The sequence below is a fragment of the Streptomyces polyasparticus genome (genome assembly GCF_014493765.1).
GTDB classification, from domain to species: Bacteria; Actinomycetota; Actinomycetes; order Streptomycetales; family Streptomycetaceae; genus Streptomyces; species Streptomyces polyasparticus.
Map to the genome: position 1 here is coordinate 55,467 of NZ_JACTVJ010000010.1, position 13,227 is coordinate 68,693.

Sequence of the window (13,227 nt, forward strand, 5' to 3'; positions counted from 1 at the left end):
GGTCAGTGGGCGAACGGAGGCTCGAAGCACCCCGATTCCGGGTACGGTCCGGTCACCCTCACTTCGTAGTCGGTGCGCTGCACGAAGGCGGAGACGCAGGCATCGGGGCGGACCCGCAGGCCGATGACCGAGCCGGCAGATGTGTCGGCCCGGCCGGTCGCGGGCCGGCTGCCCGACAGTGAACCCCGACGGTGGATCTCCTTGACGATGAGGTTGCCGCTGCCGTAGCGGCCGTCGTCCGTGAACTGCTGCTGCCGGTAACCGAGTTCGAACAGCGCCTCACGGACGGAGACCACATCCCAGGTTCCCTTCGCCCACATGCGCGCGAGCACCGGTTCGATGCGCTCGGCCTCGGCCCGCGCCGCGCGTTCGGAGGACGGGGACATCTCGGCCGGATCGCGGGGGCCGCGGTTCTCGTCATACGGGAGCTTCTCCTCGGCCGACACCGGCTGCGGGTGGGCCTCGCGCCACTCGGTCACGGTCACGTTCACCGCCACGAGGCACAGAGCGACCGCGCAGGCAGCCTGTGTGAGGGCGGTGCTGCGGGGCCCGAAGCGCCAGAACATCACCGCGAACAGCACCGCGACCGCAGTCAGCGCTCCGAAGGCGAGGACCGGCACCCAGTCCATGGCGGGCTGAGGCTGCGGACACGGCCCTCCCTTCGGGCATCCCTCGTAAGCGGGGGCGAACAGCGCGAGCACTCCTGACGCGAAAGCTACGAACACGGCAACGACCGCATTGGAGACGAGGACAAGCACCGCCGTAAAACAGGCCGCGAAACAACCGAGCCGATCCGGGTCCGGCTCGAACGCGCGCGAAAACGTGGCACTCAGTCCAGGTCCAGGCATGGGGAGAGGATCACCGCGCGCGGACGCGACGGGAAGCGCAGTCGTCGGATCGAGATCCGCAAGTGGCCGGAGGGAGTTGTTCCAGGCCCCCGCGGCCGCGAACGAGACCGCCCCTCAGTGGTCCGCACAGCACGGCGTAGGGGAGGGCACCTCGAAGGGGACGAGGGTGTTGCCCGCGGCCGGCATGGTGGTCAGGACGAGGGCGTCGTGCTGCCACTGCGGTCGTACGTGGTCCCAAGTCACCAAGCGGGCATCGGGATCCGGAACGCTCGGTGAGCCGAGGACCGTCACGCGGTCGATCGCCGAGCGAGCCAGGACGTCCCCCACCGTCAGCGTCCCGGTGAGGTGGGTGACTCCCGGGTAGAGCACCGCCCGGCCCACCGCGTCCGGAACCCCGGGCGACGCCTCGTATCCCTGTCCGGTGAGCCGTTCCCGCGCCGAAAGCAGGAGCGGCTCCGTCGGGAAGGTGAGGGAGACGACGACCCGTGGGGTGTCGTCCCGTACCAGGTGGGTGCAGCCGAACACGTCATCGGGGAGGGCGAGTTCGGCCGCCAGGGTGTGGAGCAGGCCGTCGGCCGCCCGCAGGTCCCGGACGGCCGCGCGGAGGGCGTGGGCGCCCGCGTCCACCGTCAGGGCGTACGGCGTCGGCTTCGGTGGCGGCATCGGCATCGGCATCGGCGTCGGTGTCATGCGGGCAGGATCCACACCGGGTTGGAGTAGAACCACAGGTCGCGCCACGGGTCGGCGTCGCCGACGATGTCGATGGCCGGGCCTGACGGGTCGACGGCCGCGCCCATCGCGCCGACCGCGGTGCGGTTGCCGTCCGTGCCGCGCAGACGGACATAGACGGGGCGGTCGACCTGGCCGAGGTCGTAGGTGAGGCGGACCGTGCCGGTCGACTTGCTCACGTCGTACGACTTCACCACCTTCGCCGTCGGCGCGGTGAACGTGTCCCTGTCCGCCACCGGGCCGGTCACATCGCCCTGGATGACGTCCACGCGCGCCAACTGCGGTACGAAACCGGCCCAGTTGGGTCCACCGGCCGGCGTCACGTCGACCGTCAGTGTGACCTTCGTGCCCTTCTTGACGTGCAGGGCGCCGCCGAGCGTGGCCCAGCGGCGGCCGCCGCCGACGCGGACGTCGAGCGCGTCGACGAGCTGACCGTGGTCCACCCAGATGCGACCCGCGCGGATGCCGTCCATGACGGCGGCGTAGGAGAAGCCGTCGGCGCCGACGTGGGTACGGCTGTACTGGCCGGGCCAGTAGTCGCCCTCGGTCAGGTCGACCTTGCCGCTGTAGACGGGGTCGGTGTGCCGGCCGTTCGCGGTGAAGTCGCTGTCCGGGCCGCCGCGCTTCGCGGTGTCCGTATAGACGTTGTGGGAGTCGGAGTTGGCGGTGATCCACCAGGGCTTGCCCTCGGCGAGGAGGCTGTCCCACAGGCCGCCGACGGTGGCCGTCATCCAGTCGAAGCCGCCCCAGGTGCGGTAGCTCTCCAGCGGATAGCCGGCGAAGGAGTTGGCGCCCGGGCTGCCGTCGTACAGACCGCGGGCCCGGCCCATGCCGAGGGACTTCTCGATCCCGGCGGCCTGGTGGCCGGGGGCGCCCTCCATGCCGACCGCGATCCGGTGGTCCGCGGACGTGGCGTCGCGCCAGGCACGGATCTCGTGCGGCGAGTCGATGCCCTTGCGGGCGGGGTGGTTGGCGAGCATCAGGACGTCCCTGACCTTGCGCCGCCGCACCTGCTCCGCAAGGAAGGTGAGGCCCGCGATGGCGAGGGCCTCGTTGGCAGGCGTCGAGTCGGTCGCCTTCTTCACACCGCCGTCGTAGTCGGTCTCGAACTGCTTGAGGACGGAGACCTCGTTCCGGCCGGGGTGGACGAAGACCGTGCCGTGCTCGGCGGCCGGGATGTTCCACTCCAGGCCCTGGAAGACGAGGGTGTCCTCGTACGCGGCTCTGGCCTCCCGGATGTCCGGGTTGACCTTCTCGACGCCGATCCTGGCGTGTGTCTCGTTGCCGTGGTCGGTGATGACCATCCAGTCCATGCCGTGCCGGGCGCCTTGGCGGACCTGGTCGACGACGCGGTACTTGCCGTCGTTGCTGTACTGGGTGTGGATGTGGTGGTCACCGGCCAGCCACAGGAAGCCGCCGGTCCGCCGGCCGGCGGAGGGGGTGGCTGCCCCGGCCGTGGCCGGGGCGACGACACTGCCGGCTGCCATACCCGCGCCCAGCAGGCCCGCCCGGCGCAGCAGCGTGCGGCGCGACTGCTGCTCGGGGTTCAGGGCCTCGTCGGGTACGGACGTATCGAAGGCGGCGGGCACCGCGGCCGCGCCGTGCGGGTGGTCGTGATCGTGTCCGTGGTGGTGATGGCCCTGCGCGTGCCCGTGGCCGTGGCCCATGAGTTCCTCCTGATGCCGGGGCCTGCTGCGGCCGCCTCCTGCGCCGCTGCTGCCCGGTGCGTGGAGGCTCAAGGCTCAGGGCGACACATGAACGTTGAACAAGCAACGAATGGCGGCCGGGTGCCCCGGACGCGGCAGAACGGCTCATCTCGCACTGTTTCCCCAACTGCCCTTGTGCGTCACCCTGGTCGGCGGAAACCTGAACGGAGCTCATCTTCTACGTCACCCATCGGAGACGCCCCCACCATGAGAAGACTGATCGGCACGCTCGCGGCCCTGGCCCTGACCCTCACCGGCTTTGCCACCGCCGGCTCGAACCCCGCGGTGGCCGGTACCGCCGACCCGAACCCTGCCGTGGCCGGCACCACAGGCTCGGCCGCTGCCGGCGGCACCTTCAACGTCCTGACGTACAACGTCGCGGGCCTGCCGGAAGGCCTCAGCTCCGGCAACCCGGAGAAGAACACCCCGCTGATCTCACCGCGCCTCGCGGCGTACGACATCGTCAACGTCCAGGAGGACTTCAACTACCACGCGGCCCTGTACGCGGGCGACAACCACCCGTACCGCACCGCGACCAGCGGCGGCGTGCCCTTCGGTGACGGTCTCAACACCCTCTCGGACTACGCCTTCGAGGACTTCCAGCGGGTGAAGTGGAACCAGTGCACGGGCACCAACTGCCTGACGCCCAAGGGCTTCTCGCTCGCCCGGGTCCGCCTCGCCGAGGGCGTGTTCGTCGACCTCTACAACGTCCACACCAACGCCGACTCCACGGACGACGCCCTCGCCGCCCGCCGCGCCAACATCGAGCAGCTGTCGGCCTTCATCCAGGCGAACTCGTCCGGCAACGCGGTCATCGTCATGGGCGACACCAACACGCGCTACACCCGCAGCGGCGACAACATCCGCACCCTCGCCGACGCCAACGGCCTGACGGACGCGTGGGTGCAGCTGGCCAAGGGCGGCATCCGGCCGACGCAGGGCGCGGATCCGCTCCTGTGCCCGGCGACGGCCCCGCCGAACGGCTGCGAGACCGTCGACAAGATCCTCTACCGCGGCAACAAGCTCGTCACGCTCGACGCCACCCGCTACAACAACGACTGGGCGTCGTTCCTGGACTCCGCGGACGCCAACCTGTCCGACCACTTCCCGCACGCCGTCGACTTCTCGTACACCCTCAACTCCTCCCTGCGGGCGAGCGACTTCATCGGTGGCCCGCACGGCACGGCCTTCAACGACGCGGACGACCTGCCGACGCCGCTGTCCCCGCGCACCCTGACCCTGCGCGGCGCCTCACGCCTCGACGCGGTCGCGCTGACCCACGACGGCGGCACGACCCTCACCCACGGCGGCACGGGCGGCACGGCGACGTCCCTGACGCTGGCCTCCGGCGAACACCTCACCGCGGTGAGGCTGACCCAGGGTCAGAAGGACGGCCGTACACGGATCTTCTCGGCGACGTTCACCACGGACAGGGGCCGGACCCTGTCCGCCGGCACGACGACCTCGGACACCCGGACCTTCACGGCACCTTCCGGCTGGCAGATCGTCGGTTTCACGGGGCGGTCCGGTGCGGAGATCGACAAGTTGGGGGTGCTGTACGCGCCCATCGGCTGATGATGGTGATCTCGGTACGTCGGGGCGTCCCGCAAGGCGGCGTCCCGACGTCCGGAGGGCCCTGACCGGCCCTGACCGGCCGGGCGCGGGAGGCTTCGGCGGGCCACGTATGGAGCCCCCTCAGATCCGGCTCTCCGCAGGGGCTGCCGCCGGCCGCCCCACGTTCTTCCGGCCCGGCAGGTGCGGCAGTTCCGCGCGGCGTACGGCAGCCGAGGAGAGCCCGGCAACGGCGCCCAGCGCACTGAACACTGCGCCCACGACGAACACCGGCCGTACGCCCCAGGCGCTGATCGCGGCGCCGAACAACGGAAAGCTGAGGGGGGTGAGCCCCACGCCGGTGAGGCTCATGGCCGAGGTGACGCGACCCAGGTAGCCGGGCTCCGCCGAGGTCTGGATCAGCGCGATGGCCAGTCCTCCGCACATGCCGCAGAGCAGTCCGGACAGGAGCGACATACCGACGGCCGCGGACAGTGTGGGCATGAACGCGACCGCACCCACCGAGGCCGACCCCACGACGAGCATCACGTTCTGTACGAGGCCTGCCCGCGGCACCCGTCCCTTGACGGCCAGCAAGGCGGCGCACACGGCTTGCCCGGCGCCGAACGCCCCGACGATCCAGCCGAAGCCCGAGGGGCCCCAGCCCTGGTCACCGCAGAGCAGGATCAGCCCCACGGTGAGCAGTCCGTTCGTGCCGAGTTCGCTCATCGCCCCGGAGATCATGAGCGGCCCGATCACCCGGTGCCTGCGGATGTACCGCAGCCCGTCGACGAGTTCACCCCAGGCGCTCTGCGGGGCGGTGTCCGTGGGCTGCTCATCGTTCGGCACGGACCGCAGCCGCAGAGCCATCAGGAGCGGTACGGACAGGGCGAAGAGCAGCCCCGCGGCTCCGAGCGCCGCCGCTGCACCGCCGTACGCCATGGCCAGCCCGCCGAGCGGCGGCCCGGCGATCCAGCTGATCCGGATGACCAGCATGCGCAGTCCCTGGATCCGGCCGATCTGGTCCAGCTCGGTGAGCCGCGGGGGCAGCGCGCCCACAGCGGGCATGAACAGTGCGTCCACGATGCCGAAGAGGACCGCGCCGGCCACCAGCAGCCACAGCGCCGGCGTCGTCAGCCAGAGCGCGGCGGCTATGCCGAGGACGATCACGCACCGTGCGGCGTCGCTGCCGATCACCACCTTGCCGGGGCCGAAGCGGTCGGCCACGACGCCGCCGCCGAGCATGAGCAGCGCCCGCGGTACGGCGCCGGCCGCGATCACCATGCCCACCTGGGCAGGGCCGGCCACCTCCTGCGCGGCGAAGCCGAGGGCGACCATCCAGATGGCGTCGCCGACCAGGGAGAGGGTGTAGGCGGTGAGCCAGCGCAGGACGTTGCCGTCGCGGTGGGCCGGACGCGGGGGTGCTGACAGGGGCATGTCATTACTGGGCATGGGGCGCTCTCCTTGTGCGGCGATGCCGCCTGCTCAGGGCTTGAACGGATAGCCGTACATCTGGAGCTCGACGTGCTCGCGGTCCCGGCCGTCGTCCGACTCCTGCGCCGCGCGGCTGCGCGCCGCCCAGCGGTCGGCGAACGCCGCGGCTTCCTCGGCCATCTCCTGGAGCTCCTCGTGGGTCAGCTTCAGGAGCCGGCCGCTGCCGAAGGCGGAACTCGCCCACTCGTGCGGCCAGTTCGCCTGCTGACCGACGTACTGCAGCAGGTTGTGCATGCGCGCCCGTACGATCTGGTGGCCCGCGCCGACGTAGGCTGCGACGCCCTCCGGGTCGTCCGAGAAGTCCTTCCAGTGCATGTCGAAGACCTCGGCCGCCGGTCGCCACCAGCGCTCGCGGCCGTCGCGGCCCTGCGGCGCCTCCTCGATATAGCCGTACTCGGCGAGCTTGCGCAGGTGGTAACTGACCAGCGAAACCGGCTCGTTCACCATCTCCGCGAGCTGGGTGGCCGTCGCCGTCTGTGCGGTGATCAACGCCCGGTCGAGGCGGATCCGCAGCGGGTGGGCGTACGCATCGAGGGCGCGGACATCGGTGACCTTCTTCGACGGCATGCCCGCAACCGTAGGTAGGAAGGAAAAACTGCGCAAGAGATTCAACGTAACTAACGCTCCGTATACGGGTCTTCAGTCCGAGGGTATGGGCGAGTCCCCTGCGCAGCGGCCGGTTACCGATCCGGTGGGCGGGTAGGGTTGGGGGCAGGACCGCCGCGCGGGCAGAGGGGAGGCGCGGCGTGATCCGCACATCGATGGTGTCCCAGAGGGGAAGTGAGCTGTCATGCGTGCGCGCACGCGCACTCGTCGGCACACCGTCCGCGTGGAGTACACGCTGCCCCGAGCGGCGGCTTCGGCCGGCAGAGCACGTGAGTTGACCACCGCATTCCTCGCCCGACCGCACTGCCGAGTTGCCGTTTTCGACCAGCGGCGGGTGCACGAGGCCACGCTGGTCGTCTCCGAACTCGTCGCCAACGCCACCGAGCACGGCCGCAGCGGCTGCCGTCTGCGGCTGGCCGTCTCGGCGGACCGGGTGATCGTCGAGGTGGACGACGACAACCCCGACCGCCCTCAGGTGCGTTCCGGGGAGGACCTGGCCGAACGCGGCCGGGGCCTGGCCATTGTGCGACACCTGAGCGACAGCCTCGAGTTCATCGGTGCCGGTGAGGGCAAGACCGTCCGCGCGGTGCTGGCAGGCTGACGAAAACGCGGCGCCGGCTGACGAAACCGCGGCGCGGCGCCGGGCCGGGCGGCCAGCGGTTTCGGATCCTCAGAGCTGCTGACCCGCGGGCGCCCCCGCCGGGTCATCCGCGAGCGTCACCGCGGCGTGGATGCGCTTGCCGATCGGCTCACGGTGCATTTCGAAGCTCTGGCATACGGTCAGCACGATCTCCAGACCGTGCTGCCCTATCCGGCGTGGATCGGGGGCGCGGACCTCCGGCAGCACCGGCTCGCTGTCCCAGACCGTCACTTCGACGCGGCCTGAACGGAGTTCGAGTTCGAGTACGCAGGGTCCTGGTGCGTACTTGCAGGCGTTGGTCACCAGCTCGCTGACCACCAACTGGACCATGTCCATGGCTCGTTGGGACACGGGAAAGCCGTGGTCCGCCTGCAGGTGCACGAGGAAGGTCCGGCTCGCGTCACGTGCCTGGGCGATGTTCGCGGAACTGCCCTCGTACGGCACGGACGTTCTGATCAGGTCGGTCAACAGGTAGTCGCTCGGGGCGGCGTCATCCATGCGATCCGTCTGCTTTCTGGGCACGGCAGCTGTGTCGGGCGCCTGCCCCGAATTCGCGTCGGCACGCAAGGGGTCGTGCGTTCGAGGCGCCGTCGGCTCCTGCGGGCAGTCCTTCATGCGGCCCAGGCGCCTTGGCGGAGCGCGGATACGGGCCCGGCCGTCGCAGGCGCCCATCGGCCATGACTGGCATCCGTCGACGGCGTCCTACCCTCGCCCCGCCAAGGCGTAGAGCTCCGCTACCCGGGGGCAAGGCATTGCACACCCCACTTCATCGGAGGCCCTGGATCTTGTACGGAGCGGCGCCCCGGCGTCCGCGCTGCTTGTGGCCGGGCCGCATGCCCGGACCGCCCGGCCACATACCCGGAGCATCTCTGGGCACTGGAGAAGAAGCCCGGGGAAGGGATCCGGACTGCGCCCTCCCGAAGGGCTCTCGGCTGCCCGTCCCCGCAGCCGGAGTTCGGGAGTGGTCCGGCCCCGGGCCTCCGGATGGCGTGATCGTAAGTCAAGTCACAGGTGTGTAACGGGCGTTGGCGGGTAGGGGCCTTCCACACCGCGCTCTCACCCGGAGAGCGCTCTTCGCATTCGGGAGCGATGATGGTGACCCAGCTCGACACGCAGCTCAGCGGCAATCACGCCACCGAGATCTCGTACGCCGAACGACATACCACCGGCCTCGACAGCATCGGCGCGGGCGCCGGCACGCTGCCGGGCCTCCCCGAAGACCTGTCGTCGTCCGACATCGAGCAGCTCTCCGCGGCGGACATCCGCAAGCTCTCCAAGGTGCTGTTCGCCCGCCTCGATGAACTCGAGGAAGGCACCCCTGAGTACTCCTACGTACGCAACAGCCTGGTCGAACTCAACCTGAATCTGGTGCACTTCGCCGCACGGCAGCTCGGGTCGCGTGCCGAAAGCTTCGAGGACGTCGTCCAGGTGGGCACCATCGGTCTGATCAAGGCCATCAACCGCTTCGAACTCCACCGAGGTGTCGAGTTCGCGACCTTCGCCCTGCCGACCATCCGGGGTGAGATCAAGCGGTTCTTCCGCGACACCACCTGGGCCGTGCGCGTGCCGCGCCGCCTGCAGGAGCTGCGCCTCGACCTCTCCAAGGCCACGACCGTCCTGGAGCAGGCCAACGGCCGCACCCCCACCACCGCCGAACTCGCCGCGCACCTGGGCCTGGACGAAGCCGAGGTCCGTGAAGGGCAGACGGCCGCCAACGGGTACACCGCATCGTCGCTCGACCAGCCGAACGACGGCCCGGACACCGACGACACCCTGGCGGACCGCATCGGCTACCTGGACCCCGAGTTGGCCAAGGTCGAGAACCTCCACACCCTCAGGCCGCTCATCGCCGCCCTGTCCGCACGGGACCGGAAGATCCTCGCGCTCCGGTTCGTCGCCGAGCGGACGCAGAGCGAGATCGGCAGGGAACTCGGCGTCTCGCAGATGCAGGTCTCCCGCCTCCTGACCCGCATCCTCACCGGCCTGCGTGCCCAACTCACTTCTACGCGCTGAGGCTTGTTTCGCCCGGCCCGATCTTGATGGCGTTACGGTTCGACCGGACATCGGTACAGCAGCGCAGGGAGGCGTGGAGCCGGTGAGTACTCCGGTAAGGACTCGGACCTCGGTGTATGCCGTCGCCACGGCAGATGATCGGCTGCTGCTGGCCCGGTTGTCGGACGCTTCGCCCGTCTTCATGCCGGGCCTGTGGCATTTGCCCGGCGGGGGGATCGATCCGGGGGAGCAGCCCGTCGAGGCCCTGGCCCGCGAACTCCTGGAGGAGACGGGCCTTCAACTGGTCGACGCCCGACTGCTCGACGCGCGGACGTACTCGGCGCACAGGAATGGCGTGAGGTGGAGCCTGACAGCGCTGTTCTACGCCGCGTCTCTCCGGGGAGGGGCGCCGGTGGTGACCGAAGTCGACGGCTCCACCGAGGCGGCCGTGTGGGTCCCGCTGGCCGAGGTGCGGGACGCCACGCTGCTGTCACCGGCGGCCGCCGACGCCATGCACCTGATCGACCGCGCCAAGTCGGCGTTGTCGGGCGCCCGTTGAGGCGCCGTGAGTGGTCGTCAAGCAGGGATGTCCTCGCCGTACTGGGACTCGATGGGTGCCGGCGGCCGGTCGAGGACGGTGAAGGCGGATTCGAGCCGGGTCAGGCGGAACACCAGCCAGATGCGGGGCTGACCGCGGATGAGGCGCAAAGTGCCCTGGTGGTCCGCCACTTGCTCCCTGATCCGCAGCAGGAGCCGCAGGCCGCCGGCGTCGAGGAAGGTGAGCGCGCGCAGGTCGACGATGACATCGGGGCGCGGGCGCCGGAGCAGTTCGGTCACGGGTGCGGCAAGGTGCTGGCCGGCCCAGGCGTCCAGTTCGCCTTGGGGCACCAGCACAAGCGTGTTGCCCACGACGTGATGGCGAAGGCCGAACGTGAAGTCGTCTTGGGAGCCCATGGCCCACCCCGGTGTTCTCCTCGAGTCGAATGCTCTGCAGGAGGCGCGACGGAAGAAGACGGCACCTGCAGCCACCAGGGTCCGGGGTAGCACCAATGTGGTAGTTGGTTCATGCCCCGACCTGGTCCGTTCACACACCGCAACGACATTTGGCCGATCGTCAACTGTCTGTGAGGGGTCGGGGTGGGCGGCCACCCCGACCGCCCGGGCATCCCTCTTAACGGCGATACAGCCAATTTGTAGACTGCGTAGGAGGTTTCTGTCCGGACGACCTGGGGGCGGACGGTGGCGTCTCTGCCGATCGACGACGAGAACGCCGCGCTGTACACCATCGGCCAGGTGGCCGGCATGCTCCAGGTGCAGCTGGCCTTCCTGCGTCGTCTGGACCAGCAGCAGGTGGTGGTCCCGGTGCGGTCCGCCGGCGGTCAGCGGCGGTATTCGCGGCGGGAGATCGACCAGGTGGCAGAGGCGCTCGAGCTGATCGACGAGGGTGTCACCCTGGTCGGCGTTCGCCACGTACTGGCCCTGCGCCGGCGCATCGCCGACCTGGAGGCCGAACTGCAGGCCCGCGGGTGAACTCGACGGATGCCACGGCCGGTTCTGTTCCTCAGCGGAAAAGGCCGGCGTGCGCCGTGGCGAAGTCGGCCAGGATGCGTGCCGGGCGGCCGAGCAGCCGCGGGACCGTGTCGGTGACGTGGGCCGCTTTGCCTGCGCGGTAGTTCTCGAACAGCTCAAGGAGGCCCTCGACCGTCCAGGCGTCGACGCCCGCGCCGATCATCGCCTGGCGCGTCTGCTCCGGGGGCACATCGCGATAGACGACCTCATGGCCGGCCGCCTTGCCGAGCCCGTCGGCGATCTGCGCGTGGGTCAGCGCTTTGGGGCCGGTGAGCGTGTGGACCTTCCCCGTGTGCCCATCACCGGTCAGTACGAGAGCGGCCACATCCGCGATGTCCCGGGCGTCCAGATACGAGACCGCGCCGTCGCCTCCGGGCGCGGCGAGGATCCCGGCCCTGATGGAACCCTGAGGCAGTTCGGCTTCCGGGGCGGCAGGCGTCGCCGTTACGCGGAGTCCTCTTCCGGGAGCGCGCGGCAGCTGATGGCCTCGGTGATGGCGTACGCGGTCTCGACGAAGGACTCCGCCTGCCGCTTCGTCAGGTTCCGGGCGGTGGTCTCCTCCAAGGCCTGCCACAGGGCCGCGATCGGCTCGCGCATCGCCCGGCCCTTGTCGGTGAGGTGGACCACCATGACGCGCCGGTCGTGGGCGGCCGGCTCCCGGACGACCAGACCCGCGTCCTGCATACGGCGCAACGCCTTCGAGAGGGTGGAGTGGTCCACGCCCAGGCACTCGAGCAGCTCGGACTGCGACTGGCCGTCCCGGTCCAGGAGGTGCATCAGGAGCAGCTCCTGGCCGGGATGCAGATCCATCTCGCGCAGCAGGGCGGCGGCGAAGGCGCGGTGGGCGCGGGCCAGCTGGAAGATGGCGTAGCTCATCGGTCCTGCGTCGGCCGTCGTGGGAATGCGGGGTTCGGGCGTGGGCATGGCTCCAGTGTGTCAGCCGGTGTGGGCCGGATAGTCGGTGTAGCCGGCCGCTCCGCCGCCGTAGAAGGTCGCCGGGTCGGGGGTGTTGAGCGGCGCGCCGGCGCGGACGCGTTCGACCAGGTCCGGGTTGGCGAGTGAGAGGGCGCCGACGGAGACGAGATCGGCCGTGCCGGCGGCGATGTCCTCGGCGCGTGCGGGCAGTTCGGCGCCGGCCCGGTTGAGGATCAGCGTGCTCGGCCACTTGGCGCGCACGGTGTCCAGGATCTTCTCGTCGCCCAGGTGCAGCATGTGGAGGTAGGCCAGGCCCAGGGGACGCAGCGCGTCCAGGAGCGCCGGATAGAGCTCGGTGGTGTCGGACTCGGCGATGTCGTTGTAGGTGTTGCCGGGAGAGATGCGGATGCCGGTGCGCTCGGCGCCGATCTCGTCGGCCACCGCGGCGGCGACCTCGACGGCGAAGCGGATGCGGCCCTCGATCGAGCCGCCGTAGCCGTCGGTACGGTGATTGGTGTTGTCGGACAGGAACTGGTGCACCAGGTAGCCATTGGCGCCGTGGATCTCCACGCCGTCGGCACCGGCCGCGACGGCAGCCGCGGCGGCGCGACGGAAGTCGTCGACGGTCGCCATGACCTCCTGCGTCGTCAGTGCGCGCGGGGTGGGCATGTCCTGGAGGCCGGATGCGGTGAACATCTCGCCCTGCGGCTTGATCGCCGAGGGGGCGACCGGCTGACGCCCGTGCGGAGTGTTGTCGGGGTGGGCGATGCGTCCGGTGTGCATCAGCTGGATGACGATCTTTCCGCCCGCCGCGTGCACGGCGTCGGTGACCTTGCGCCATCCGGCGATCTGCGCGTCATCGTGGATGCCCGGAGTCAGGGGGTAGCCCTGGCCGTCCGCCGACGGCTGGGTGCCCTCGGTGATGATGAGCGCGTGCGATGCCCGCTGGGCGTAGTACTCGGCGTTGAGCTCGGTCGGTACGCCTTCGGGTGTGGAGCGGTCACGGGTCATGGGGGCCATGACCAGGCGGTGGGGCAGTGAGAGAGCGCCGACAGTGGTCGGTGTCCACAGGGAGTTCAGCATGAGGCGTCCTTCGATACGGGGTGACCGGTGGGCCACCGTGAAGAGGGGTGTGGTCGATGCGGGGTGACCGGCAGGCCACTGTGTAGGGGGCGAT

At 70.2% G+C, this 13,227-nt stretch carries 15 protein-coding genes; 5 read left to right on the forward strand and 10 right to left on the reverse strand.

Annotation, left to right across the window (positions count from 1 at the left end; all coding sequences use genetic code 11):
- Positions 1-2 precede the first annotated feature (2 nt).
- The 3 genes from H9Y04_RS19635 to H9Y04_RS19645 form a co-directional block, all read right to left on the reverse strand.
- A complete protein-coding gene (locus H9Y04_RS19635; protein ID WP_236071116.1) occupies positions 3-848 on the reverse strand; it encodes a DUF6234 family protein in 846 nt (281 codons plus the stop codon).
- 114 nt (positions 849-962) lie between these two features.
- The gene (locus H9Y04_RS19640; protein WP_187815686.1) at positions 963-1,511 is read right to left on the reverse strand and encodes a hypothetical protein; all 549 of its coding nucleotides are present in this window, start codon (positions 1,509-1,511) and stop codon (positions 963-965) included.
- A gap of 23 nt (positions 1,512-1,534) precedes the next feature.
- Positions 1,535-3,244, reverse strand: coding sequence for a PHP domain-containing protein (locus tag H9Y04_RS19645; protein WP_187815241.1), 1,710 nt, complete (start codon positions 3,242-3,244; stop codon positions 1,535-1,537).
- A gap of 246 nt (positions 3,245-3,490) precedes the next feature.
- Here H9Y04_RS19645 and H9Y04_RS19650 point away from each other — a divergent pair, with 246 nt between their 5' ends.
- Positions 3,491-4,858 carry a jacalin-like lectin gene (locus tag H9Y04_RS19650; RefSeq protein WP_187815242.1) on the forward strand — a complete coding sequence of 456 codons (1,368 nt, stop codon included), beginning with the start codon at positions 3,491-3,493 and terminating at the stop codon, positions 4,856-4,858.
- 120 nt (positions 4,859-4,978) lie between these two features.
- Here the strand turns inward: H9Y04_RS19650 and H9Y04_RS19655 are convergent, their stop codons facing one another.
- Both H9Y04_RS19655 and H9Y04_RS19660 read right to left on the reverse strand, forming a co-directional pair.
- Positions 4,979-6,286 (reverse strand): MFS transporter, encoded by a 1,308-nt coding sequence (locus H9Y04_RS19655; protein WP_187815243.1) that lies wholly within the window; start codon positions 6,284-6,286, stop codon positions 4,979-4,981.
- A 33-nt stretch (positions 6,287-6,319) separates the two neighbouring features.
- Positions 6,320-6,895 (reverse strand): winged helix-turn-helix domain-containing protein, encoded by a 576-nt coding sequence (locus tag H9Y04_RS19660; protein ID WP_187815244.1) that lies wholly within the window; start codon positions 6,893-6,895, stop codon positions 6,320-6,322.
- Between the two features lie 223 nt (positions 6,896-7,118).
- On the opposite strand from H9Y04_RS19660, the gene H9Y04_RS19665 reads away from it, so the two are divergent.
- On the forward strand, positions 7,119-7,535 hold the full coding sequence (locus tag H9Y04_RS19665; protein ID WP_214661400.1) for an ATP-binding protein: 417 nt from the start codon (positions 7,119-7,121) through the stop codon (positions 7,533-7,535).
- Positions 7,536-7,604: 69 nt separating this feature from the next.
- On the opposite strand, the gene H9Y04_RS19670 is transcribed toward H9Y04_RS19665, so the two are convergent.
- Complete coding sequence (locus H9Y04_RS19670; RefSeq protein ID WP_187815245.1) at positions 7,605-8,072, reverse strand: ATP-binding protein; 468 nt, start codon at positions 8,070-8,072, stop codon at positions 7,605-7,607.
- Positions 8,073-8,666: 594 nt separating this feature from the next.
- Between H9Y04_RS19670 and H9Y04_RS19675 the strand changes: the two genes are divergently transcribed.
- Positions 8,667-9,587, forward strand: a complete 921-nt coding sequence (locus tag H9Y04_RS19675) for a SigB/SigF/SigG family RNA polymerase sigma factor (RefSeq protein ID WP_187815246.1) — start codon at positions 8,667-8,669, stop codon at positions 9,585-9,587.
- 82 nt (positions 9,588-9,669) lie between these two features.
- Positions 9,670-10,125 carry an NUDIX hydrolase gene (locus H9Y04_RS19680; RefSeq protein ID WP_187815247.1) on the forward strand — a complete coding sequence of 152 codons (456 nt, stop codon included), beginning with the start codon at positions 9,670-9,672 and terminating at the stop codon, positions 10,123-10,125.
- 17 nt (positions 10,126-10,142) lie between these two features.
- Here the strand turns inward: H9Y04_RS19680 and H9Y04_RS19685 are convergent, their stop codons facing one another.
- A complete protein-coding gene (locus H9Y04_RS19685) occupies positions 10,143-10,520 on the reverse strand; it encodes an STAS domain-containing protein (protein ID WP_187815248.1) in 378 nt (125 codons plus the stop codon).
- Between the two features lie 285 nt (positions 10,521-10,805).
- On the opposite strand from H9Y04_RS19685, the gene H9Y04_RS19690 reads away from it, so the two are divergent.
- Complete coding sequence (locus tag H9Y04_RS19690) at positions 10,806-11,096, forward strand: MerR family transcriptional regulator (protein ID WP_214661401.1); 291 nt, start codon at positions 10,806-10,808, stop codon at positions 11,094-11,096.
- 31 nt (positions 11,097-11,127) lie between these two features.
- Here H9Y04_RS19690 and H9Y04_RS19695 read toward each other — a convergent pair whose 3' ends face one another.
- From H9Y04_RS19695 to H9Y04_RS19705, 3 genes are all read right to left on the reverse strand, one after another.
- Positions 11,128-11,460: a Rossmann-fold NAD(P)-binding domain-containing protein gene (locus H9Y04_RS19695; protein ID WP_187815249.1), complete on the reverse strand. Its 333-nt coding sequence runs from the start codon at positions 11,458-11,460 to the stop codon at positions 11,128-11,130.
- Between the two features lie 119 nt (positions 11,461-11,579).
- Positions 11,580-12,059: a MarR family winged helix-turn-helix transcriptional regulator gene (locus H9Y04_RS19700; RefSeq protein ID WP_187815250.1), complete on the reverse strand. Its 480-nt coding sequence runs from the start codon at positions 12,057-12,059 to the stop codon at positions 11,580-11,582.
- A gap of 12 nt (positions 12,060-12,071) precedes the next feature.
- On the reverse strand, positions 12,072-13,133 hold the full coding sequence (locus H9Y04_RS19705; RefSeq protein ID WP_187815251.1) for an alkene reductase: 1,062 nt from the start codon (positions 13,131-13,133) through the stop codon (positions 12,072-12,074).
- Positions 13,134-13,227: the final 94 nt, after the last annotated feature.

Bases quoted from the DNA above. Each gene is read 5' to 3' on its own strand.
- H9Y04_RS19705 (WP_187815251.1), bottom strand. From the start codon at position 13,133: ATGCTGAACTCCCTGTGGACACCGACCACTGTCGGCGCTCTCTCACTG.
- H9Y04_RS19665 (WP_214661400.1), top strand. From the start codon at position 7,119: ATGCGTGCGCGCACGCGCACTCGTCGGCACACCGTCCGCGTGGAGTAC.
- H9Y04_RS19685 (WP_187815248.1), bottom strand. From the start codon at position 10,520: ATGGGCTCCCAAGACGACTTCACGTTCGGCCTTCGCCATCACGTCGTG.
- H9Y04_RS19670 (WP_187815245.1), bottom strand. From the start codon at position 8,072: ATGGATGACGCCGCCCCGAGCGACTACCTGTTGACCGACCTGATCAGA.
- H9Y04_RS19675 (WP_187815246.1), top strand. From the start codon at position 8,667: ATGGTGACCCAGCTCGACACGCAGCTCAGCGGCAATCACGCCACCGAG.
- H9Y04_RS19660 (WP_187815244.1), bottom strand. From the start codon at position 6,895: ATGCCGTCGAAGAAGGTCACCGATGTCCGCGCCCTCGATGCGTACGCC.
- H9Y04_RS19645 (WP_187815241.1), bottom strand. From the start codon at position 3,244: ATGGGCCACGGCCACGGGCACGCGCAGGGCCATCACCACCACGGACAC.
- H9Y04_RS19640 (WP_187815686.1), bottom strand. From the start codon at position 1,511: ATGCCGCCACCGAAGCCGACGCCGTACGCCCTGACGGTGGACGCGGGC.
- H9Y04_RS19700 (WP_187815250.1), bottom strand. From the start codon at position 12,059: ATGCCCACGCCCGAACCCCGCATTCCCACGACGGCCGACGCAGGACCG.
- H9Y04_RS19650 (WP_187815242.1), top strand. From the start codon at position 3,491: ATGAGAAGACTGATCGGCACGCTCGCGGCCCTGGCCCTGACCCTCACC.
- H9Y04_RS19635 (WP_236071116.1), bottom strand. From the start codon at position 848: ATGCCTGGACCTGGACTGAGTGCCACGTTTTCGCGCGCGTTCGAGCCG.
- H9Y04_RS19655 (WP_187815243.1), bottom strand. From the start codon at position 6,286: ATGCCCAGTAATGACATGCCCCTGTCAGCACCCCCGCGTCCGGCCCAC.